The sequence below is a fragment of the Bacillus sp. UNC438CL73TsuS30 genome (genome assembly GCF_000482325.1).
Taxonomy (GTDB): domain Bacteria; phylum Bacillota; class Bacilli; order Bacillales; family Cytobacillaceae; genus Neobacillus.
On the sequence record NZ_AXVA01000005.1, the window covers coordinates 437,339 to 457,146 of the forward strand.

26 protein-coding genes are annotated in these 19,808 nt (G+C 36.7%); 22 read left to right on the forward strand and 4 right to left on the reverse strand.

Translation table 11 applies throughout. From position 1 onward, the window contains the following. From M028_RS0102490 to M028_RS33810, 13 genes are all read left to right on the forward strand, one after another. The gene (locus M028_RS0102490) at window positions 1-612 is read left to right on the forward strand and encodes a major tail protein (protein WP_026572500.1); all 612 of its coding nucleotides are present in this window, start codon (window positions 1-3) and stop codon (window positions 610-612) included. Between the two features lie 3 nt (window positions 613-615). Next, window positions 616-798 carry a hypothetical protein gene (locus M028_RS0102495; RefSeq protein WP_026572501.1) on the forward strand — a complete coding sequence of 61 codons (183 nt, stop codon included), beginning with the start codon at window positions 616-618 and terminating at the stop codon, window positions 796-798. Between the two features lie 49 nt (window positions 799-847). Beyond that, window positions 848-1,210, forward strand: a complete 363-nt coding sequence (gene gpG / locus M028_RS0102500; RefSeq protein WP_026572502.1) for a phage tail assembly chaperone G — start codon at window positions 848-850, stop codon at window positions 1,208-1,210. A 62-nt stretch (window positions 1,211-1,272) separates the two neighbouring features. Then, the gene (gene gpGT, locus M028_RS34015) at window positions 1,273-1,395 is read left to right on the forward strand and encodes a phage tail assembly chaperone GT (protein ID WP_442852769.1); all 123 of its coding nucleotides are present in this window, start codon (window positions 1,273-1,275) and stop codon (window positions 1,393-1,395) included. Between the two features lie 34 nt (window positions 1,396-1,429). Beyond that, complete coding sequence (locus M028_RS31390) at window positions 1,430-5,668, forward strand: phage tail tape measure protein (protein ID WP_051590895.1); 4,239 nt, start codon at window positions 1,430-1,432, stop codon at window positions 5,666-5,668. Next, window positions 5,665-7,380: a distal tail protein Dit gene (locus M028_RS0102515; RefSeq protein ID WP_026572504.1), complete on the forward strand. Its 1,716-nt coding sequence runs from the start codon at window positions 5,665-5,667 to the stop codon at window positions 7,378-7,380. The genes M028_RS31390 and M028_RS0102515 overlap by 4 nt, the downstream gene beginning before the upstream one ends. Before the next feature lie 10 nt (window positions 7,381-7,390). After that, on the forward strand, window positions 7,391-8,656 hold the full coding sequence (locus tag M028_RS0102520; RefSeq protein ID WP_026572505.1) for a phage tail protein: 1,266 nt from the start codon (window positions 7,391-7,393) through the stop codon (window positions 8,654-8,656). Between the two features lie 3 nt (window positions 8,657-8,659). Next, entirely contained in the window at window positions 8,660-9,199 is a 540-nt protein-coding gene (locus tag M028_RS0102525; protein ID WP_026572506.1) for a hypothetical protein, read from the forward strand. Between the two features lie 11 nt (window positions 9,200-9,210). After that, complete coding sequence (locus M028_RS0102530; RefSeq protein ID WP_026572507.1) at window positions 9,211-9,444, forward strand: XkdW family protein; 234 nt, start codon at window positions 9,211-9,213, stop codon at window positions 9,442-9,444. Next, complete coding sequence (locus tag M028_RS33255; RefSeq protein ID WP_197031368.1) at window positions 9,441-9,581, forward strand: hypothetical protein; 141 nt, start codon at window positions 9,441-9,443, stop codon at window positions 9,579-9,581. Before M028_RS0102530 ends, M028_RS33255 begins: the two co-directional genes overlap by 4 nt. Before the next feature lie 4 nt (window positions 9,582-9,585). Continuing rightward, complete coding sequence (locus tag M028_RS29295; protein ID WP_035423612.1) at window positions 9,586-9,909, forward strand: hypothetical protein; 324 nt, start codon at window positions 9,586-9,588, stop codon at window positions 9,907-9,909. A gap of 36 nt (window positions 9,910-9,945) precedes the next feature. Continuing rightward, complete coding sequence (locus M028_RS31395; RefSeq protein ID WP_197031359.1) at window positions 9,946-12,054, forward strand: right-handed parallel beta-helix repeat-containing protein; 2,109 nt, start codon at window positions 9,946-9,948, stop codon at window positions 12,052-12,054. Window positions 12,055-12,124: 70 nt separating this feature from the next. After that, window positions 12,125-12,679, forward strand: a complete 555-nt coding sequence (locus tag M028_RS33810) for an acyltransferase (protein WP_026572508.1) — start codon at window positions 12,125-12,127, stop codon at window positions 12,677-12,679. Between the two features lie 86 nt (window positions 12,680-12,765). On the opposite strand, the gene M028_RS33260 is transcribed toward M028_RS33810, so the two are convergent. Continuing rightward, on the reverse strand, window positions 12,766-12,927 hold the full coding sequence (locus M028_RS33260) for a CopG family ribbon-helix-helix protein (RefSeq protein ID WP_197031360.1): 162 nt from the start codon (window positions 12,925-12,927) through the stop codon (window positions 12,766-12,768). Between the two features lie 116 nt (window positions 12,928-13,043). Between M028_RS33260 and xerA the strand changes: the two genes are divergently transcribed. Genes xerA through M028_RS0102570 form a run of 3 tightly spaced genes read left to right on the forward strand, consistent with a single transcriptional unit; the run spans window position 13,044 to window position 15,200 of the window. Next, on the forward strand, window positions 13,044-14,036 hold the full coding sequence (gene xerA / locus M028_RS0102560; protein ID WP_231510753.1) for a site-specific tyrosine recombinase/integron integrase: 993 nt from the start codon (window positions 13,044-13,046) through the stop codon (window positions 14,034-14,036). A gap of 46 nt (window positions 14,037-14,082) precedes the next feature. Beyond that, window positions 14,083-14,487 (forward strand): phage holin family protein, encoded by a 405-nt coding sequence (locus tag M028_RS0102565; protein ID WP_026572510.1) that lies wholly within the window; start codon window positions 14,083-14,085, stop codon window positions 14,485-14,487. Continuing rightward, window positions 14,484-15,200, forward strand: coding sequence for an N-acetylmuramoyl-L-alanine amidase (locus M028_RS0102570; RefSeq protein ID WP_026572511.1), 717 nt, complete (start codon window positions 14,484-14,486; stop codon window positions 15,198-15,200). The genes M028_RS0102565 and M028_RS0102570 overlap by 4 nt, the downstream gene beginning before the upstream one ends. A gap of 40 nt (window positions 15,201-15,240) precedes the next feature. On the opposite strand, the gene M028_RS0102575 is transcribed toward M028_RS0102570, so the two are convergent. The 3 genes from M028_RS0102575 to M028_RS0102585 are packed head-to-tail and all read right to left on the reverse strand — an operon-like array spanning window position 15,241 to window position 16,714. Continuing rightward, entirely contained in the window at window positions 15,241-15,465 is a 225-nt protein-coding gene (locus M028_RS0102575; RefSeq protein WP_026572512.1) for a hypothetical protein, read from the reverse strand. A 20-nt stretch (window positions 15,466-15,485) separates the two neighbouring features. Continuing rightward, window positions 15,486-16,511, reverse strand: coding sequence for a hypothetical protein (locus M028_RS0102580; protein ID WP_026572513.1), 1,026 nt, complete (start codon window positions 16,509-16,511; stop codon window positions 15,486-15,488). Next, window positions 16,508-16,714 (reverse strand): helix-turn-helix domain-containing protein, encoded by a 207-nt coding sequence (locus M028_RS0102585; protein ID WP_026572514.1) that lies wholly within the window; start codon window positions 16,712-16,714, stop codon window positions 16,508-16,510. The genes M028_RS0102580 and M028_RS0102585 overlap by 4 nt, the downstream gene beginning before the upstream one ends. Before the next feature lie 386 nt (window positions 16,715-17,100). Here M028_RS0102585 and M028_RS32545 point away from each other — a divergent pair, with 386 nt between their 5' ends. The 6 genes from M028_RS32545 to M028_RS29305 all read left to right on the forward strand — a co-directional run bounded on the left by M028_RS32545 (window position 17,101) and on the right by M028_RS29305 (window position 19,710). Then, on the forward strand, window positions 17,101-17,265 hold the full coding sequence (locus M028_RS32545; protein WP_155925407.1) for a hypothetical protein: 165 nt from the start codon (window positions 17,101-17,103) through the stop codon (window positions 17,263-17,265). A gap of 141 nt (window positions 17,266-17,406) precedes the next feature. Continuing rightward, window positions 17,407-17,559, forward strand: a complete 153-nt coding sequence (locus M028_RS32550; RefSeq protein ID WP_197031361.1) for a hypothetical protein — start codon at window positions 17,407-17,409, stop codon at window positions 17,557-17,559. A 2-nt stretch (window positions 17,560-17,561) separates the two neighbouring features. Further along, a complete protein-coding gene (locus tag M028_RS0102605; RefSeq protein WP_026572515.1) occupies window positions 17,562-17,750 on the forward strand; it encodes a hypothetical protein in 189 nt (62 codons plus the stop codon). Continuing rightward, on the forward strand, window positions 17,747-17,935 hold the full coding sequence (locus M028_RS0102610; protein ID WP_026572516.1) for a hypothetical protein: 189 nt from the start codon (window positions 17,747-17,749) through the stop codon (window positions 17,933-17,935). Before M028_RS0102605 ends, M028_RS0102610 begins: the two co-directional genes overlap by 4 nt. Next, entirely contained in the window at window positions 17,901-19,085 is a 1,185-nt protein-coding gene (locus M028_RS0102615) for an FtsK/SpoIIIE domain-containing protein (protein WP_026572517.1), read from the forward strand. Before M028_RS0102610 ends, M028_RS0102615 begins: the two co-directional genes overlap by 35 nt. A 37-nt stretch (window positions 19,086-19,122) precedes the next feature. After that, complete coding sequence (locus tag M028_RS29305) at window positions 19,123-19,710, forward strand: hypothetical protein (protein WP_231510754.1); 588 nt, start codon at window positions 19,123-19,125, stop codon at window positions 19,708-19,710. Window positions 19,711-19,808 lie beyond the last annotated feature (98 nt).

The window sequence follows — 19,808 nt, forward strand, 5'->3', positions numbered from 1 at the left end:
ATGACAGTAGAAAAAAGCTATAAAGCAGCAACGGGTGTAGATGAATTTTATTATGCTCCATTAACATCGGATAATGAATCATCATTTACAGCTGGTACCATTTCACGAGTGCAATTTTTGCAAAGTATTGAAGTAGAAATTCCTCAGGAAGTAGTACGTGCGTATGGTGATAACAAAACTGCTGAAATTGCGGTTGCTGGTGGTAATACTACGGTTACAACTAGCTTTCACAAAGTCCCGGCTGAAGATAAAGCTGTATTGTTCGGCTTAGAAAAATCCACAGATGGAATTTATGGCGTTGGTTCTGAAGACAATCCACCTTATGTGGCTGTTGTGTTCAAAAAAACCTATGAAGATGGTTCTTCTGAATGGGTTGGACTTACTAAAGGAAAATTCATGCGCAGCAAGATTTCTGGTAAAACCAAAGAGGATAAAACGGAATTTGAAGCAGATGAAGTAACAGGTGAATTCATGGATCGTTATGTACCTGAATTTGATCAAGAAAAATCTGTTTTATTCGGTGTTGATGCAAAAGGAAGTACAGCCAGCCGTGATGCTTTATTCACAAAAGTTTTTGGACAAAGCTACCCAGTCGCAGTCTTAGGAGCTTAGTAAATGGGTAAACAAAAATATGAGGTTATTCATGATTTTAAGGATTTGCAAGATAAAAATAAGGTTTACCGTGTAGGAGATACATTCCCTAAACCAGCAAATAAAAAGGTTACAGAAGAACGTTTGGAGGAACTATCATCCACTTCTAACAAACTGGGAAAGCCAGTAATTAAAGAATTAGAGTAGGAGTAGGTATTTGCCTACTCTTTTTTATTTATAAAGGAGCGAACAATAAATGGCTAATTTAAAACGAAATATGATCGAACTTGTGAAAGAAGTTAAAGAAGGTGAAATTGTCACTAAAAAATATCTCACTCCTGTTTTTATCCCCTTTTCCGTTGTGTATGAAGCCATTGATATGACCGAACAAATTGATAAGAGCGATTCAAATAAAAATGCTTCATCAGAAAGAGAATTAATCGATAAACTCATGGATTTTGTGGCTAACAAGATCTATAAAGGTCAATTCACAAAAGAAGAACTATTCAACGGACTCCATGCACCTGATGCTATCCAAACCTTACAAGAACAAATCGTGTTTGTGGCCCAAGGAAAGCAAACTGATGAAACAAAAAAGTTTTTGGCGAAGAAGAGTTAACGGATGAGGACTTTTCCCCAGCCAAACAGAAAGAATACATGGATAAACTCATCCTTGACATGATGAAAGAAGGTAAGGACATAAACGAAATTTTGAATATGCCTTATCACTTTATGCTAGAAGTTTTAAATGAAAAAAATAAACCACGACAAGAAAGATCACTAATCGCTGCTTTCGGAGGTTAGGGATCTTATGTATTTTTGGTGAAAGGAGGTAAATATGGAGCGAATAGAAGGCTTATCCATTGATTTAGCTTTAGATACTACAAGGTTAAATCGTGGGCTAACAGGTCTGCGGGATAAATTAAGGTCATTAAATACTGAAATGGCAGCAAATCTAAGTGCTTTTGACCGTGGAGATCGTTCAATAGCAAGAAACGAAGCTCGTTTGAATAGTTTAAATCGCAAGCTGGAAGTCCAAAAGGAAATCACAAAAGCAGCCAGACAAGAATATGAAAAGATGGTCCAGCAACATGGCGAAGGTTCAAGGGAAGCTGATAGAGCAGCTTCGGCCTATAACCGGGAAGTGAGTAACCTAAACAATCTAAATCGCTCTATTAACAATGCTACACAAGAACTAACCAGAATGAGGGAAGCACAACGTGTTGCCGAAACAGGATGGGGTAGGTTAGGTGCCCGATTGACTAATTTATCAGGCAGATTAACAAGCCTTGGGCAAGGTATGCAAAATGTAGGTCGAAGCATGACGCAATCATTTGGGGTTGCAACTGCGGCAGTTGGTGGTGTTTTAGCGTTATCCACTAAAAAAGCAATGGATTTTGAAGCTCAAATGTCTTCTGTTAAATCAGTTATGGCACCTGATGAAGTTAAACAATTTGGTGGAGCACTTCAAGATTTAGCAGTTACAATGGGTGCTAAAACTAAATATTCAGCAACAGAAGCGGCCCAAGGGATTGAAGAGTTAATAAAGGCTGGGGTATCTGTTAAAGACATTATGAGTGGTGGTCTTGACGGAGCATTATCTTTGGCTACTGCTGGCGAATTAGAATTAGGGGATGCTGCTGAAATTGCTTCTACTGCCCTAAATGCGTTTAGAAAAGATGGTTTATCTGTTTCTAGGGCAGCCGATATCTTAGCTGGTGCTGCAAATGCATCTGCTACTGATGTGGGTGAATTAAAATTTGGCCTTTCAATGGTGTCTGCTGTAGCAAGTGGTGTAGGACTTACATTCGAAGACACCTCAACAGCATTGGCTGCATTCGCTCAGAATGGTTTAAAAGGCTCAGATGCTGGTACATCACTTAAAACTATGCTTTTAAACTTATCGCCACATACAAAGGCTGCACAAGATCAAATGGATTCATTAGGTTTAGCAACAAGTAATACCACAGCAGCCTACAATTGGTTAGCAGATCGAGGGATGAAGCCAGCTTCAAAATCATCAGATGATGTAATAAAATCTCTTGAAAAATTAGCGAAAATCCAAGCTGGATCAGGTGCTTCAGCTTCTAAAGTAGCTAAAGAATATGATAAGTTAGCGAAATTCTCAGGGTTTGCATCCAGTGCATTCTATGATGAAAACGGAAATTTGAAATCAATGTCTGATATAGCAGGAATTTTAAAAGATGCTTTAAAAGACTTAAATAGCGAGCAAAGACAACAAGCTTTACAAACAATGTTTGGTACAGATGCAATCCGGGCCGGAAACATCCTTTACAAAGAGGGTGCAGAAGGTATCAAAAATATGAACAAGGAAATGAACAAAGTAAAAGCGGCTGATGTTGCAAAAGAAAAATTAAACAACCTTAAAGGGGTAATCGAGCAATTACATGGTTCGGTAGAAACTGCACAGATTAGCATCGGTAATGCCTTAATCCCTGCCCTTCGCGGATTAACAAATATCTTACAAAAAGGAGTCGATTGGTTTAACAAATTATCTCCAAGCATGCAGAAAATGATAGCGATTGGCGGAGCGGTTACAGCTATATTCTTAGCTTTGGGAACTGGCTTAGGAATAATGTTAACCGTTATGGGTGGTGCCATTAGTGGAATGGGTGCTTTGGCCGGAGGATTAGGGAGACTTTTCCCGGCTATCGCAAGAGCCGGAGGATTACTAAATTGGATAAAATCAGGACTTATGGCTTTAACTGGGCCAGTGGGAATAGTAATTGGTGTAATTTCGCTATTAACAGTCGGTTTTGTCGCACTTTATAAAAATTCGGCAACCTTTAGGGCAGGAATTCAAAAACTTTTAAGTAATGTTAAACAGCTTGCCCAGGATGCTTTAAAAGCTTTACAACCAGCGATACAAACTGTTATTCAGTTTTTCAAAAGTCAATTAGCGGTTCTGAAACAATTTTGGCAGCAAAACGGAACTGTAATTGTTCAGGCCATAATGAATATCGGCAAGGTTATAGGAGCTGTTTTCAAAGGGATATTTGCTGTAATTAAATTTATAATGCCAGCCGTACTAATCGTTGTTAAAATGGTGTGGGATAACATCAAAGGCACAATAAGCGGTGCTATAAAAATCATTATGGGTGTCATTAAGATATTCGCTGGCCTGTTTACGGGCAACTTCGGGAAAATGTGGGAAGGTATTAAGCAATTATTTGTAGGTGCGATTCAATTCATTTGGAACTTTGTTCAATTGATGTTCTGGGGAAGAATGTTAAAAGGGATATTATCTCTAGGGAAACTACTTATTAACGGGTTCAAAGGTGCGTGGGGCGGTATTAAAAATGTATTCTCCACAGTGATTGAATGGATCGTTAATTTTGTTAAAAACCGTTTTAATACTGCGAGAAATTTAATTAACGGCACTATGACAGGTATTAAAAATATTATTCGTACAATCTGGAATGCAGTTGTAAACGTATTTTCTACTGTTTTAAAAACAATTTTAGACTTCGTGAGATTGCGATTTAATACATTAAGAAACAATATTTCTACTGTATTTAATGCAATTCGTGATTTAACAAAAACCATTTGGAACACAATTAAAGATTATATTTATAATCCAATTAAAAATGCTGTTACAAATGCAATTAGAGGATTTACAAACTTGAAATCTAAAATATCAGAGATTTTTGGGACGATTAAAACTAAAGTCGCTGGCTATGTCTCTGATATGATCGAAAATGTGAAAAGTATGCCTGGGAAAATGGCTGATGGAATCCAAAGAGCTGCCGGGAAAATTAAAAGTGCCATGACATCTGTAGGGAATTTTATGCTGTCTGGGATTGGTAACGGTGTAAATGGAGTCATTACCGGGATTAACTGGGTTTTAGATAAATTAGGAGTTAGTAAAAAGCTGAAAAAATGGGAAGTGCCACAATATGCCCAAGGCACAGATGGGCACCCAGGCGGATTGGCTGTTGTGGGTGATGGTAAGGGATCCAATTCAGGTCGAGAATTAATCCAAACACCTGACGGAAATAAATTCTTATCACCATCTTCGCCAACACTTATTAATTTACCTAAAGGTACTCAAGTTTTACCAGCAAGTCTAACTAAACAATTAATTCCACATTATGCGTGGGGCACTGATTTATGGAATGGCACAAAAAAATTCGCTGCTAATGCATGGAATAAAACAAAAGATATTGCCCTTGATGTGTGGGAATACGCTAGTGATCCTAAGAAGCTCTTAAACTTAGCTTTAGATAAACTAGGTATTTCTATTCCAAGTGCTACAGATGTTATTGGGGAAATCGCAAAAGGTGGATTTTCTAAAGTTAAGGATAGTGCATTTGGCTTTATCAAAAAACAACTAGATGAATTTGCTTCTAGTGTGCCAGATGCAGGATCAGGTGTGCAACGCTGGGCAGGAATAGCAACAAAGGCCTTAAAGATGACCAATCAATTTACTGCAGCAAATCTAAAAGCCTTGCTTTATCAAATGGATACTGAATCAAGCGGTAATCCCAAAGCAATCAACTTATGGGACAGCAACGCAAAACGCGGTACGCCATCAAAAGGTTTAATGCAAGTCATCGATCCAACTTTTAGGACTTATGCAATGCCTGGATTTAATAAAAATATTTGGGATCCAATGAGTAATATTTTAGCGTCTATCCGTTATGCAGTTTCCCGTTATGGTTCACTAGCAAAAGCGTATAGAGGTGTCGGTTATGCTTCAGGAGGGCTTATTAAAAATTCCGGGCTATACAACCTAGCTGAAGGTGGTTATCCTGAGTGGGTTATCCCTACTGATCCATCAAAGCGGACAGATGCTATGAAGCTATTAGCGTTAGCAGGAAAACAAATCAGTGGTAACAAACGACCAGGACAATTACCGAATGTCGGTAGTGATAATAACAACGCTTTGGAAAAACTACTTGATGCAACTTTAGAACAAACAAAAGTGTTATTGCAGTTATTACAATCCAATAAGAATCCTGTTGTTTTAAATGGTCGTATTCTTACTGAAGAAATTAGCAAATTGCAACAAACACAAACGAACAGAACTAACAGAATGGGAGGGATTACTACATGAGATCAATAACCTATAATGGTGTGAAGCTAACAGATTACTTTTTAATCGAAAAAGTCACCAGAAGCATTCTCCCTCCCAGAGAAATTTCTTTGTTGCAAGTGCCAGCAAGGCACGGAGCTTATTTTACAGGTGCCAGGTATGGGGCAAGAAAAATAGATGTTGAGTTGACTGTTATTGCCGATACACCAACACAGTATATGGAGACATTGCGATTTCTAGCGTTTTGTATGGACTTAGAGGAACCATCAGAATTAATTATTTCGGATGAATCTGATAAATTGTATTATGCGATTTTATCAGGTGATACAGACATGACAAACGACCTTCTTACTTTAGGTAAAGGTACACTTTCATTTTTGTGTCCTGATCCATTTGCATACAGCACAACAGAAAAAACCATTACACCAACAAAGGGTATGTTCCTTTTTCAAAACGAGGGAACAACAACAACCTTCCCGAAATTCAATGTGAATTTCCAAAATGAAGCTACCTTTGTTTCTTTTATCAGTCCGGACGGGGTTATTCTAATCGGGAATCCAAATGAACCTGATCAAATTGTTTTGCCGAAAACAGAATATAAACTGAACGATAACATGCAAAGTACATCAGGGTGGGTGAACGCTGGAAGTGTTTTAGACAGTGGAAGATTGAATGATGGTTCGATCATCGTCAAAGATGGGGATGGCATTGCAGCATCGAACTATGGAACAGGAACAGCTGGATCTAAAATATGGCATGGCCCTGCAGTCAGAAAAGATTTGTCAGAACTAGTTAAAGACTTTACTGTTAAAGTTCGGATGGATTTTTCCTCGCAGGATGGTACATCAAAACTCGATGGTGATCAAAAAGGACGTTTAGAAATTTACCTTTTTAACCAAAGCGGTGGGAAGATTGGTAAATTAGTTATGCGTGATTCATATAAAAACTATGAGTTTAATATCCCAGAAATTTATATTCAGAATACGACTTTCTTAGAAAAAGAACCATCTGCACCAGAAGGTAAAAAGGTAAAGCAAAAGCTTTATAAAACCTATACGGTACAAAAAGGGGATATCCCTATTTCTATTGTTCCTTCATTAGTTACGTGGATAGCGATTGCAAAAAAACATCATATGACTGCAGAGGAACTAGCTACTCTTAATAAAAAGAGGGTAACAGATAAATTAAAGGTTGGGCAAAAATTACAGGTTTACGATAAAACCGTTACAAAGACTGTCTACCCAGAACACGTTGGGGATTATAACGATTTTTACGGTGAATTTACTCTTTCGAGGGTAGGAACTAAATGGTATGCGGAAGTTTCTAGAATGCAGGGAGGCGGCAGCAATCCACAAAAGAAAACAAAGACTATCAAAAATACTTTTTATGATGTGGAAGGGCAGTTCACAACAGCTAGTTTATCCTATATCGTTATTCATTTTGCACAGTGGGAAAACGAACCTGTGGTCCAGAAAATGCGTGTAACCGATGTAAAAATATTAAAGCATAATATAGATACAATCATTGATGTTCCTGCTTTATTCCAAGCAGGGGATGAGCTTGAAGTTGATTTGTCTGATAGCAGTGTTCATTTAAATGGGGATCCATTTATGCAAGATGTGGACGTTGCTTCAACATTCTTCCCGATTTATGAAGGTGAGACACAAGTAAAAGTAAATTCGGATGATTCTGCTGCAACCTTTAGTGCTACCTTCACTGAAAGGTACTTATAGGGGTGAAATTATGATCTTTTACCTTGACAGACATGAGAGAACACAAGCGATTTTCACGAACAATGGCAGCCCAGATTCATGTCCTTACTATGATGATCTTTTAAAAGAGGATCTTGACACTGGTACATCATCTTATGAATTTAAAATACCATCCAACCACCCTTATTCAAATAAAATTGAAGAGGGTGGTTTTATTGTCCGAAAAGATTTAGATGGAAAACTAGTCATGTTTACGGTTATGGAAATCGAAGAAACCCATTCGGATACGAGTGATAAATATATTTACGCTGAAAACGCTGGATTAGAGTTGCTGAATGATATTGTGCGTCCTATTACCCACATGTCAAAGAATGCAAAACAAATCCTTGATATTGTCCTACAGGATACCAGGTGGCAACGCGGTGATGTTGATTACTTCGGAGTGGATAACTTTTATTTCGAAGAGTATCAAACTGTTTTAGCAGAGTTGCAATATATTGCAGATAAATTTAACGGTGAACTGAATTTCCGGGTGAAAATGAAAAATGGTGAAGTTGTGGCCCGGTATGTAGATTTAGTTACTCAACGGGGAACAGATACCAAAAAGCGGTTTACTTATACAAAAGATATCTCATCCATTCGAAGGAAAATAGATATGACCAATGTGGCAACTGCTCTTATCGGAGTAGGTAAGGCTGATAGCAGTGGGAATTATACAACGTTTAAAGACGTTGGTTATTACATTTCACAAGGAAAACCATATTCAAAGCCATTAAATCAGGATTGGGTAGGGGATCCAGATGCTTTGCAACGTTACGGAATCAAAGGTAAGCACTTATTCGGGGTGTATCAATATGAAACCACTAATAAAGAAGACTTATTAAAGTTAACTTGGAAAGAGCTGCAAAAGCGGAAAAATCCTGCAATCACCTATGAATTAGATGTAGCTTTATTGGAACGATTAGCAAACCTTGCTCATGAAGCTGTACGGCTCGGAGATACGGTTTATGTTATTGACGAAACCTTTTCCCCTTCCCTTTATTTGCAAGCCCGTGTACGGCAGTTGGAAACGTGTTTCAGTGATCCATCAAAGGATAAATGTACCCTGGGTAATTTTAAAAAAGCTAAAAGCAATATCACTAAAGACATGCGAACTTTACAATCAAAACTTTTGAAAAAAGAAGCTACCTGGGATGATATTGGAGAAAAGATATTCAAGGGGCCAGCTGCGCCAACACTCATTAAATTTACTTGGGCAGATGATGATTTGAATAAAACATGGGAAAGTGAGGTGTAAAAAATGTCTGATACAACTACACCCAAAAAAGGATTTTATCAATGGGCGCCAACAGATGAAAAACTTTCTACTTTTCAAGGAATTAATGATGCTTTAGAAAAATTGGATGATGCCGTTTTGACATCCAGCAACGGACAGATTAATAACTCTAAGCAGTCTAATATTTCGGCATATCGCAGCTCTACTTTATCTTTAACATCTGGAGTAGATACTAAACTTTCATCATTTCAAACAACTTACCGAGATATACAATCAGAGTTAACAGATTCTGCTGGTGAAATTGTATTTAAAGAGTCTGGATTATACCTTTTTACAGGAAATATAGTTCTTGCTGGTGCTTATAGTGGAAATAGTTATTTTAAACTTTATCGTAACGGCAGCTATTGGATGACTTTAGGCGGCGGAAATGCACAACAAATTGTGTATGTTTCAAAACTTGTACAATATACTGCTGGTGATAAAATAACTTTTTATGCTGTACAAAACAGCGGTTCTATAGGAACGCTAAACACTGCTTCAATCGAAATAATCAAATTGTTCTAGGAGTGTTATGAATGAAACAATCTATTTTAAAACGTTATCCTGAGCTAACTGAAGAAGATGTGATTTTGCGCGATGACGGGCAAGGTATTTATTTAGATATTTGGAAAAGTGATAAACCGAAACCAACTATGGATCAGGTAAAGCTGTGGGCGGCAGAGGATGAGCAACTACCAAAACCAAAAACGGAATTGGAGTTGATGCAACAAGCACTTGATGAATTGATTCTCGGAGGAAGTGGATTATGATGGCGGCATACATGGGACAAAGAATCATTGATGGTTTTTATGAATACGATTATGTAATTTCAAAGCGTTCAGACCTAAAAGCAGGGATCGACGCTTATTTAATTTTTCAAGGCAGAGAGGATTTAATAACGGGGTGATTACATGCCTACCTGGGAAAATGAGCTTTTTATAAACGCGTTATGGTTGGATACATCAAATCGGAATTTAAATGTGTTAAAAAAGTTTGATCCTATAACTAATACATGGATTCCAACTACAGCAACAACAGCGGAAGAAATCGGCACCTATTCATCTGAAACGATTGAGAATAAGTTTGCGGCTTTGCAACTATCAGGTCCTACTTCCGCTAGGCCGGCCGGGGCAAGAATGCCTACAACTTATTTTGATACTGATTTAGGCAAACCCATTTGGCTCTTATCAGAGAGTCCGCAAACATGGGTAGATTCCACAGGAGCCATTGTTTAGGCTCTTTTTTATTTTTAGGAAAGATGGGTGATAAATGTGGTAAAGCAATATAACATACTGCTGGATACAAAAGAAACCGTTAAAAATCCATCATTTAACGTTAACACCAATGATTTAAAATCATTGCAGCTAAACATTTTAATCAACCAGGATAATGGACCACTTGATTTAACTGGTGCCACTGTTCGGTTAGCAGTTATTAAACCCGACAAGAAAACAGTTTTGCAAGATTGTACGATTGTTGATCCATTAGCCGGAAGTGTTCAGATTATTTTAGATACTCAAGCCTATGCAATCGCTGGTATTTATCAAGCTGAAGTAATGGTTTTCTATGGAACAGATACCGTTGCTGTCACTTGCCAGTTTAGTTATAAAGCCAATAAAGGTATTTTAGATGATAAAACGGTTGAAAGCACAAATGAATTTCAATCCTTAGTAAAAGCCATCTCGGATGCGGAGAGTATTAAAACAGATGCTAAAACAAGTGCGGATGCAGCGGCTGCTTCTGCTCAATCTGCGCAACAAAATGCCCAAGAAACGATTGCAGCTAGGACGAATGCAAGCGGCACAACCTACACAAATTTGAAGGCTAGGCTCGACAACACTGATTCGTCTTTGGCCGAAAAAGCGAAGAAAAAGAAAACTGACCCTTGGGTAGATGTAGTATCAGATTACGGTGCAGACCCGTCGGGTACGATTGATACTACAGCCCTAATTCAAAACGCTTTAAACAGTGGGGTTAGTAAAGTTCATATACCTGACGGTACATTTCTAATTAACGCAGTAACGGACAGCAACGATAATCCTAGTTCTGGTGGACTCTCTATTCCAAGTAATACCACTCTTGTTTTATCTCCGAAAACCATTTTAAAAGTCATAACTAATGGTTCGGGTAGGTATGCAGTCATTCGAGTAGCTGATGCCGAAAATGTAAAAATTATTGGAGGACAAATACTTGGCGATCGTTCAACACACACAGGTACAACTGGTAGTTGGGGTTATGGAATAATTATTAATGGTTCAAAAAACGTAACTATTGAAGATACCATTATTAAAGATTGTTGGGGAGATGGGATTTTTATTAACGGTGGTGTTATTGATAAAACAATTCCATGCGAAAACATAAAAATAAAAAAAGTAATTAGTGATAATAACCGAAGACAAGGAATGAGCGTTCAATTTTGTGACGGTCTTTTTCTCGAATCTTCCTCATTCATCAATACTAATGGAGCTTCACCTCAATCTGGTATAGATTTAGAACCAATTGTTACTACTTCTCTTAAAAATGTTGTTATTAATAGTTGTAAATTTCTCAATAACACTGGCGATGGTATCCAAGTAAATCCCGGAGTGACTAAATTAGCTATAAAAAGCAGTGTTTTCAAGGGTAATGATAGAGGGATTTCGTTGTATCAAATGTCTGAAGCTAATGTAATTAGTAATTTGGTGCAAGAAAATAGATCTATTGGGATTAACGTACAAACTTCAAGTGCTATAAATGTAAGTAACAATATTTGTGTAAGTAATGGAACGCATGGGATAGCACTATCCACTCAAGCAACAAAAAATACCATTACTAATAACTTATGTAAAGCAAACACTTCAAACGGAATTATTGCATCAGCTTCAAATGAAAACAATATTGTAGGAAACACATGTATAGACAATATTGCTCAAGGAATCTATAACTACTCTTCAGCAAAAAACAACGTTGTTGGGAATCAAACAAATAATAATTCTATAGGTATTCAATCATCGAGTTCAAATAATACACAAATAGCTAATAATTATTGTATTAAAAATAAAAATGAAGGTATTAAAATTACGGGTTGCAATAATGAAAATTTGCTGAATAATTCATGCGCAGAAAACAGTCAAGCGAATAGTATTTCATACGATAATATTCTGATCTATACAACTAACTATAGTAATATTCAATCTAACTTTTGTCGCCAAGGGTCGCAAACAAATAAGCCAAGACATGGGATATATATTCAGGATGCTGGAAGTAGTAATAATACACTGTTTAATAATGATTGTTATACAGGAGGAGCTACGAATGGTGTAAGAAATCTTGGAATGAGCACTATCTTAGGTGTTGGAAATAGAAATAATGATGGTACATTTAGTACAACGCCAAATTAATAATTGCACAATATAAAAATCTCTATATTATTTTAATGAATTAAATTAAAATGTTATAGAGGTGGTAATTGTGTTAAATAAAGTAAAAACAAAATTGAAGAGGGTTTTACGAGGAGAATTTTCCACAGAAGAATTAATCAGTTTGGGACTTAAGGTTGGAAAGAATTTCAGCAGACAAGAGGAAGTGAAAATTGATCCTTCTCATTGTGAACTTATAAGCATAGGAGATAATGTAATACTTGCTCCTAGAGTCCATATCCTTGCACATGATGCTAGTACAAAACCTTTTTTAGAAAGCACAAAAGTTGGTAGGGTGACTATAGGAAATAACGTCTTTATAGGTGCTGGTAGTATCATTTTACCGAATGTTAAAATCGGCAACAATGTTGTAGTAGGTGCTGGAAGTGTTGTAACTAGGGATGTCGAGGATAACAGTGTTGTATCGGGTAATCCTGCTAAGTTTATTAAACATACTAGCGAGTTTATAGAAAAAAACAAACAACTGATGGAAACATCGGCTGTTTTTGGAGCTAAGTATAAAGCAGACACTCCTTCTATCGCTCAAAGAAAGAAGGATATGATCGATGCAACAAAAGATAGGATTGCATTCTCAAGTTCAAAATAGAGTTTAACGTCTCACTTGGAAAATAAGATGCAGCAGTGAAAAGTAAGAATTAAGTAAGAAATAAGTAAGAAAAAAGAGCATCCGGATCACTCCGATTGCTCTTTTTTTAATCCTAATTGAACTAATTCACGGATAGCTTCATTTCTGTTTTTGAGCTTTTTATCGTGCCAAAACTTTTCAATTTCTTCTACAAGTTCATTTGGAAAAGTTACAAGAATTTGGGCGTTTTTGGTTTTATCTACTGCCATAAAAATCACATCTCCTTTTATAAGTAGTATAGGTTATATAACTTATATTTGACAATAAGAATATTCGTTTGTATCATAGTTATATAAGTTATATAACTATGAAGGAGATGAAGGTAATGACTAACGATGTAAGTCGTTTGATGATGGATTTAAATGTTGTCGTAAGTACCCTTTGCCCTGATGTTGATATGAATGTTCTACCGGTTAGATTAGAAGAAGTACTATGCAACTACAATATCCAAAGAAAATCTGATTTGGATTTAGAGAAGGACATTCCAGAAAAGATTGAATTGTATTTAGCCTCAAAAAGTTTAGAGGGGTTAAGTAACAGAACTATAAATGGTTACAAAAGTGAGCTGAATTTATTTAGCCGTTTTTGCCAAAAAGCCACTTCACTGGTAACAACCAATGATATTCGAGCTTACTTATCATCCAACAAGAAGGCTAATATGAATACAATCGGTACAAAGCTATCTGTCCTAAAAAGCTTTTTTGGCTGGCTGGTTAAAGAAGAAGTAATCTTACGGGATCCTACCGGCAAGGTTAAATTACCGAAAAAACCAAAACGATTGCCAAAAGGATTATCCATTGAGGAGTTGGAAACAGTCCGTGAAGCGTGCACTACATTGCGGCAGAGGGCCCTGATTGAAGTGATGTACACTACTGGCTGCCGATTATCCGAGATTGCAAATATGGATATTGACGATATCGACCAACAAACCATGAGTCTTAGGGTCATAGGGAAAGGGAACAAGGAACGTATTGTTTATATCTCAATTAAAGCTCAAATTCACCTAAAAAAATATCTTAAATCCAGAGACGATGATTGCGAAGCTTTATTTGTAACTGAAAGAAAACCGAACCATCGAATGGGTAATCGCTCCATTCAAAGAGAGATTGATAAAATTGAACAAGCGGCAAAAATTAAGACCAAATTAACTCCTCACGTTATGAGACATACATTTGCTACGTTATCGATGGACGCGGGCATCGAATTAACAGACTTGCAGCATCTTATGGGGCATAGCGATCCAGGAACAACTTTGATATACGGATCGGTTTCTGAAGAAAGAAAACAACAAGCATTTAAAAAATATCACGTTATGTAGAGTCCCTCTAGGGCTCTTTTTATTTTGCCTATTTAGGAGGTAGACGATGAATTGGGAAGCATTTTATAAAACTGGAATTACTGTAATCGGAACGTTTGTAGGCTGGCTATACGGGGGGTGGAGTCCATTGCTACAGGTATTAACTGCTTTTATTATCTTTGATTATGCGAGTGGTCTCCTTGCCTCTGGTGTGGAAGGTAAATTAAGCAGCAAGGTTGGATTTAAAGGAATTGCGAAAAAACTCATGATCTTTTGCATGGTTGCAGTTGGGCACCTTGTCGATAAAGCTATTGGCCAGGGGCATTTAATTGGTGACTCAATTATCTTTTTCTATCTTGGGAATGAGCTTCTCTCCATCATTGAAAATGCAGGAAGAACCGGATTACCGGTACCTGATCAGATTAAAAATGCGATTGATATTTTAAAGGGAAAAGGAGTCGATAAACAATGAGTTTATTTAAAATCACTTTATCACCAGGACACGGATTACACACACCAGGTAAACGTACTCCCGATGGAATGCACGAATGGGAATTTAACGCTGCAGTTGTAACGAAAATGATTGATTTGTTTTCCCACTATAAAGATGTAGCAGTAAAACGACTTGATGATCCAACAGGTAAAAATGATATCCCCTTAGAGACAAGAGCAAAGGCATCTAACAACTGGAATGCTGATTATCATTTAGATGTTCATGCAAACGCAGCTGGGGATACATGGAGCGATGCACACGGAATCGAAACCTTCTCTTTTGGATTATCAGGAAAGTCATTTGAAATTGCAAAAGTGCTACAGAAAGCATTGGTTAATGGCACTGGTTTAGCTGATCGAGGTGTAAAAAATGGCGATTGGCTTTATATGGTTCGCACTACAAAGGCACCGGCCAACCTTGTTGAATGCGGTTTTATGAGCAACAAAAATGAGGCTGCTTTGCTAAAATCGGATGCATACCGAGAAAAGATTGCCAATACTTTGGTTAATGCGATTGCTGGATATTTTAAACTTGAAAAAGTTAAAGAAGATCCTAAGCCAGCTGCAAAACCAAAAACTGACGCTGGAATCCATAAGGTTCAAGTTGGTGCATTCTCTGATCCCAAAAATGCTGAGAAACTAGCAGAAGAACTGAAGAAAAAAGGGTATAAGTCTTTTATTGTTAAGGAATAATAATTTTACCCTTTTAGTACTTCTATAAAAAAAGCCCTTCTCAATCATCGAGAGGGGCTTCATCTAATTTTTTAACCAAATCCGTTATATCTTCTCCGTTTACCTTTACCTTCACCAATTCTTCATAAAAGGGCATCTCCCTTTTAATTTGCTTTAGCCATTCAAAAGCCACTTCTTCGGGTTTTCTTCTCCTTAATGGGAACTCGCCACGTTGCATGACTCTGCTGTCAACAGCAATGTATTGGATCTCGATTAATACAATCATCCTAAACTTCCTTACAGTGATTATTTATTTAACTCATTAGATAAAGCTGGATGCATCCAAAACTGATCTGCAATGGTTTTATAGTTGTTATAATAAAAGTTTTCCCATTCAATCTTTTTAAATGTTTCCTTGGTTAAAGAAATCTTAATAACATTTTCATCTTTTGATTTACCGTAAGCATCCGTCATAGGGTATTGCCAAAATATAGTGACTTCCTCAACTTCATTGTTTTTAAATATGGATTGAAAAACTTTATTACTATCCATCAACATTCCCTTAATCGTTAACTTAGCTGTTAAGTTTTCATCACCAGCAAGCGTTATTAATACAATCTTATCCCCTTGCTTTTCTGTCCCCATATGATCGTTGGCTTCCAATTTTGCGATTCGCTTTGTTTTGTTGTTAGTTTTTGAACCTAATTTTTTATTGATATCCTGTTTAATCTTTTCCTGTAGAGATAATTTTTTTTGTGGCTCTTCTTTAACTACAGGAACAGCAGCAGTGTCATTTTTTATTTGCTTCGATTCTTCCTTCATTGGTTGGGAAACTTCTTTGTTGTTACCTCCATTGAAAAGATTCCCTATGAAAGCAATAATTAATAAATATCCAATAATTGCGGTAACCATTTTCCATTTTTTCTTGGAGCGAAATCCTAATATCTTGTTGAACCATTTTCTTTTTAAGATAGTGACGGAAACATTATTTTCTTTTAATTTTTTCGTCAAATCTCCTGAGGCATCAACTTTTAAAGTAAACCCAGTATTGAATTTATAGAGAGTCGCTAAAGCGAATTTATCGACCTCAGCCGATTCAAAGTCGCTCCATGTAAAGGAATGCCTTAATTCTACCTTATCTAATACTTCTTCGTGATTGACTACTTTTTTATTAGCAAAATAAATTTCGAACCCTAGTTCAGTAATCATCATGTACATAGATTCTTTATTTACCGTAACTCCATACACCTTTTTTTCATTAAAATGGTGCGAGAGTAGTGTGAGGATCCCAGCCCGTTTGATTTTCTTTTCTTCTTTCTTTTTCTCTGTCATTTTTCTTCCCCCTCTTTTCTTACTAATTCATCAAGCAAAATCCCAAAAATATTTGCTAATTGGGCAGCGCGTTCAAGATCGGGTTGAGTAATATTTCTAACCCAGTTGGAAAATGTTTGTGGAGATACCCCACATTGTTTTGCTAACGCCTTATGTTTCATCCCCTTTAAATCTGCCCAATATGCTATTTTGTTTTCAAACATATGTATTCACCTTCTCTTAAATACCAATTCGACCCAATAAGACAAACTCCTGTTAAAAATTTTTAGATCAAAAAATAAAAAATATTTGATGGACAAGATATTTTTTTGATCACTTGCCCATAGGCTATTAACACGAAAGCTACACAGTACCCACCTAGTTACTACTTAGTATCTACACAGTAGAAACCATATCTCTAACACAGTAACTACCATGTATATTAACCACGGTTGTACAAGAAGAAATCCAATATCAACACAAAAAACAAAATTTGTTAAAGAACGGAGTGATGAGCGAAGCGAAGAAAGAAGTGAGGCAGCGGCCGGCGGAGATTATTCAGATAATTAAACAATTCGGTTTTTAAGAATTTTCAAAGGAGGCTATCAATATGGAAAACTGGCAATCTCTTATTTTGTTACTGGAAAAGCACAATTCCTATCCTGATTTTATTGCAGAATGCGTCTATGCCTATATTGTGAATTACAGTTTTGAAAAACCCGAAGATAAAGCTTTTGCAGATGAGCTAGTTGAATTTATTAAGGAGGTTAATTGATGCCTAATTTTGATTGGGAATATTGCGCTGAATGTGGATGCCAAAAGCCATTGGAGGAATCTAATTATAAGTTGTGTCCTGATTGTCGGGAGGATTTAGATTGTGAACAGGACTGGTTCAGATAAGAAAAGGGGGATAAAAATGGGATTGTTAGATTTGATTGTATATCGTTGTAATGCTTGCGGAGATTTCTTCCCTAAAAGCGTACTGGTTACATTGAGCGGTTATGAAAAATCAGGAACATATTGCACATGTTGTGTTCAAGAAATTATAGAAGATGAAGGAGAGGAATAAAAATGTTATTTGGTCCAGGAATGTTATTAGCAGCTGGCGCGACTATCGGGGTGGCCTTAATTGATAAAGTGTGTGAGGAATTAGGAATCCATTGGTTAGGAGCGGCTATAAAGATGATTTTGCCTATCGTGGGGTTTGGTCTAGCAATCTATTTCTTGGAATTTAATCCTTTATTGAGGTGGTTAAAATGAATAATTTTGCTGAGTTTCTTTTTAAACGTATTGAAGCAAAACTGGATAATATTCGAGAAACAGAGGAATTCGAAATAGTTAATTCCATTTGTGATGATCTAGATCAATATGTTGTAGCTTTAAAAAATCTTTTTAAAGAGGGGGAACAAAATGAACTTCATTCAGAATTTAAAAGCCCGCTATAAATTAACCAAAGCATTTAGAACAGCAGCCATTTATAAAACCATCGGTAGCGGTGATAATCAGAAAAAAATCTTCCCTAAGATCCACAACATTCCCAACTCAAAATATGACTACTATACATTTACCCTTCCTAATGGCATCGACCCCAAATTACTAAGAAAGAATTTCTATGTGTTCCAGCAAATATTTGGTGAAGGAGTTTACCTGGAAGGAGCTATTAAAAGATTTACTTTAACGGTTAGAAAAAGCAAGAAGATTGATGAAGTTGATTATGATTATCCAAAATTACTTGAAATAATTAAAAAAGAAGAAATTCTAATGCCCATAGTGTGTGGTGGGAATGAATTAGGTGAGCTGAAAATATACGATGCAACGAACAGTCCTAACCTCTTAATATATGGGGAACCTGGTAGCGGAAAAAGTTCCATCCTGCATGTTATCCTATCTACGCTTATTCAATATTATACTCCTGATCAGATACAGATTTACCTGGCTGATTTTAAAATGAGCGAACTAAACCTTTATGAAGGAGTTGAGCACATAAAGAGTATTAGTTATTTAACAAAAGACTTTGGTCCAGCCCTTAAACATTTAAAGAAGGAGTTAACGATTCGCGGCCAGTTATTAAAAGAGCATAAAGTTAGACATATAAATAAGCTCCCAGAGGATAAGAAACCACCTTATATCGTTCTTTGTGTGGATGAGTTTGTAATGATTAGGGATGAAGATATAATGGCTGATTTACTTCAAATTTCCAGCCTTGGAAGGGCATACGGTATTTATTTAATCCTATCTATGCAGAGGCCCAGTCATAAAATACTTTCCACAGATGTTAGAGGATTACTTTCAGTCAGAATGGGATTTAGGACAGTCGATAAGCGGAACGCCTTAATTGGAGAAACCCCGGGAAGTGAAACGATAAGCAAAGATGTTCCCGGGACATTTTTATTAAATCTGGATGAACTAACCGAATTGAGAGCTCCTTTTTTAAACGAGGATAAAACAGAAAAAATCCTGAGCAAGTTTAAAAATAAAGATTGGCTAAATCACAATTATAAAAAGGCGGTTTCTCCAGGTAAGGAAGAACTTCCAAAGGAACAAACAGAATTAACTGAAAAGGACGTGTTTGCCGATGTCATTGACAAACCGTGACAAAGCAATCATTAAGGATTTGAATAAATTCCGGGTGATGGATCGTGATTCAATAGCAGAATTGCATTTTTCTAATCTAAAGAAGCCGTGGAAGGCTGCTAATAATGTGCTATTACGGTTACAGCGGGAAGGGAAAATTCAAGTTTCTAAAGCATTTGCACCATACGTATATTTTGGTCAAGATGTTGAAATAAAAAAGAACTCACAAAAGATAGGACATTTCCTCGGCATATTAAATGTTTATAAAGAATTAAAGCAGCTGGGCACCCTAGAAACCTTCCTAGTAGAACCTAAATATGGGAAGAAGGGGGAATGTGCGGAGCCGGATATATTTTGCGAGTATAGGCGTACTAAATTCTTTGTGGAAGTACAAAGGACAGTATATAGTGAAAAACTCATGAATGAAAAATTAGATAGGTATGTGGATTTATACAACTCCGGACACACGGGGGCACCCTTTCCACATGTTCTGATTCTGAGTGATCAGCGTTATGCCATTGATGGGGATTATCCTTTTAAAGTATTCCAGGCAGAAAGTTTTACTCAATTTGTAGGTAGCCTGAAGATACGTGAAGATACAGTAAAGGTTGAAAAAGGTGAAGGGATTAAAATTAAGATTGGTTAAATTTAATTATGCGCCTATTATACATACTAGGCATCTAGTACTTACAACAAGCCAAAAAAAAAAGACGAAAGGAAAAGCTAACCGCCTCCATGAAGACA

Bases quoted from the DNA above. Each gene is read 5' to 3' on its own strand.
- M028_RS0102490 (WP_026572500.1), top strand. From the start codon at position 1: ATGACAGTAGAAAAAAGCTATAAAGCAGCAACGGGTGTAGATGAATTT.
- M028_RS0102495 (WP_026572501.1), top strand. From the start codon at position 616: ATGGGTAAACAAAAATATGAGGTTATTCATGATTTTAAGGATTTGCAA.
- gpG (WP_026572502.1), top strand. From the start codon at position 848: ATGGCTAATTTAAAACGAAATATGATCGAACTTGTGAAAGAAGTTAAA.
- gpGT (WP_442852769.1), top strand. From the start codon at position 1,273: ATGAAAGAAGGTAAGGACATAAACGAAATTTTGAATATGCCTTATCAC.
- M028_RS31390 (WP_051590895.1), top strand. From the start codon at position 1,430: ATGGAGCGAATAGAAGGCTTATCCATTGATTTAGCTTTAGATACTACA.
- M028_RS0102515 (WP_026572504.1), top strand. From the start codon at position 5,665: ATGAGATCAATAACCTATAATGGTGTGAAGCTAACAGATTACTTTTTA.
- M028_RS0102520 (WP_026572505.1), top strand. From the start codon at position 7,391: ATGATCTTTTACCTTGACAGACATGAGAGAACACAAGCGATTTTCACG.
- M028_RS0102525 (WP_026572506.1), top strand. From the start codon at position 8,660: ATGTCTGATACAACTACACCCAAAAAAGGATTTTATCAATGGGCGCCA.
- M028_RS0102530 (WP_026572507.1), top strand. From the start codon at position 9,211: ATGAAACAATCTATTTTAAAACGTTATCCTGAGCTAACTGAAGAAGAT.
- M028_RS33255 (WP_197031368.1), top strand. From the start codon at position 9,441: ATGATGGCGGCATACATGGGACAAAGAATCATTGATGGTTTTTATGAA.
- M028_RS29295 (WP_035423612.1), top strand. From the start codon at position 9,586: ATGCCTACCTGGGAAAATGAGCTTTTTATAAACGCGTTATGGTTGGAT.
- M028_RS33260 (WP_197031360.1), bottom strand. From the start codon at position 12,927: ATGGCAGTAGATAAAACCAAAAACGCCCAAATTCTTGTAACTTTTCCA.
- xerA (WP_231510753.1), top strand. From the start codon at position 13,044: ATGACTAACGATGTAAGTCGTTTGATGATGGATTTAAATGTTGTCGTA.
- M028_RS0102565 (WP_026572510.1), top strand. From the start codon at position 14,083: ATGAATTGGGAAGCATTTTATAAAACTGGAATTACTGTAATCGGAACG.
- M028_RS0102570 (WP_026572511.1), top strand. From the start codon at position 14,484: ATGAGTTTATTTAAAATCACTTTATCACCAGGACACGGATTACACACA.
- M028_RS0102575 (WP_026572512.1), bottom strand. From the start codon at position 15,465: ATGATTGTATTAATCGAGATCCAATACATTGCTGTTGACAGCAGAGTC.
- M028_RS0102580 (WP_026572513.1), bottom strand. From the start codon at position 16,511: ATGACAGAGAAAAAGAAAGAAGAAAAGAAAATCAAACGGGCTGGGATC.
- M028_RS0102585 (WP_026572514.1), bottom strand. From the start codon at position 16,714: ATGTTTGAAAACAAAATAGCATATTGGGCAGATTTAAAGGGGATGAAA.
- M028_RS32545 (WP_155925407.1), top strand. From the start codon at position 17,101: ATGGAAAACTGGCAATCTCTTATTTTGTTACTGGAAAAGCACAATTCC.
- M028_RS32550 (WP_197031361.1), top strand. From the start codon at position 17,407: ATGGGATTGTTAGATTTGATTGTATATCGTTGTAATGCTTGCGGAGAT.
- M028_RS0102605 (WP_026572515.1), top strand. From the start codon at position 17,562: ATGTTATTTGGTCCAGGAATGTTATTAGCAGCTGGCGCGACTATCGGG.
- M028_RS0102610 (WP_026572516.1), top strand. From the start codon at position 17,747: ATGAATAATTTTGCTGAGTTTCTTTTTAAACGTATTGAAGCAAAACTG.
- M028_RS0102615 (WP_026572517.1), top strand. From the start codon at position 17,901: ATGAACTTCATTCAGAATTTAAAAGCCCGCTATAAATTAACCAAAGCA.
- M028_RS29305 (WP_231510754.1), top strand. From the start codon at position 19,123: ATGGATCGTGATTCAATAGCAGAATTGCATTTTTCTAATCTAAAGAAG.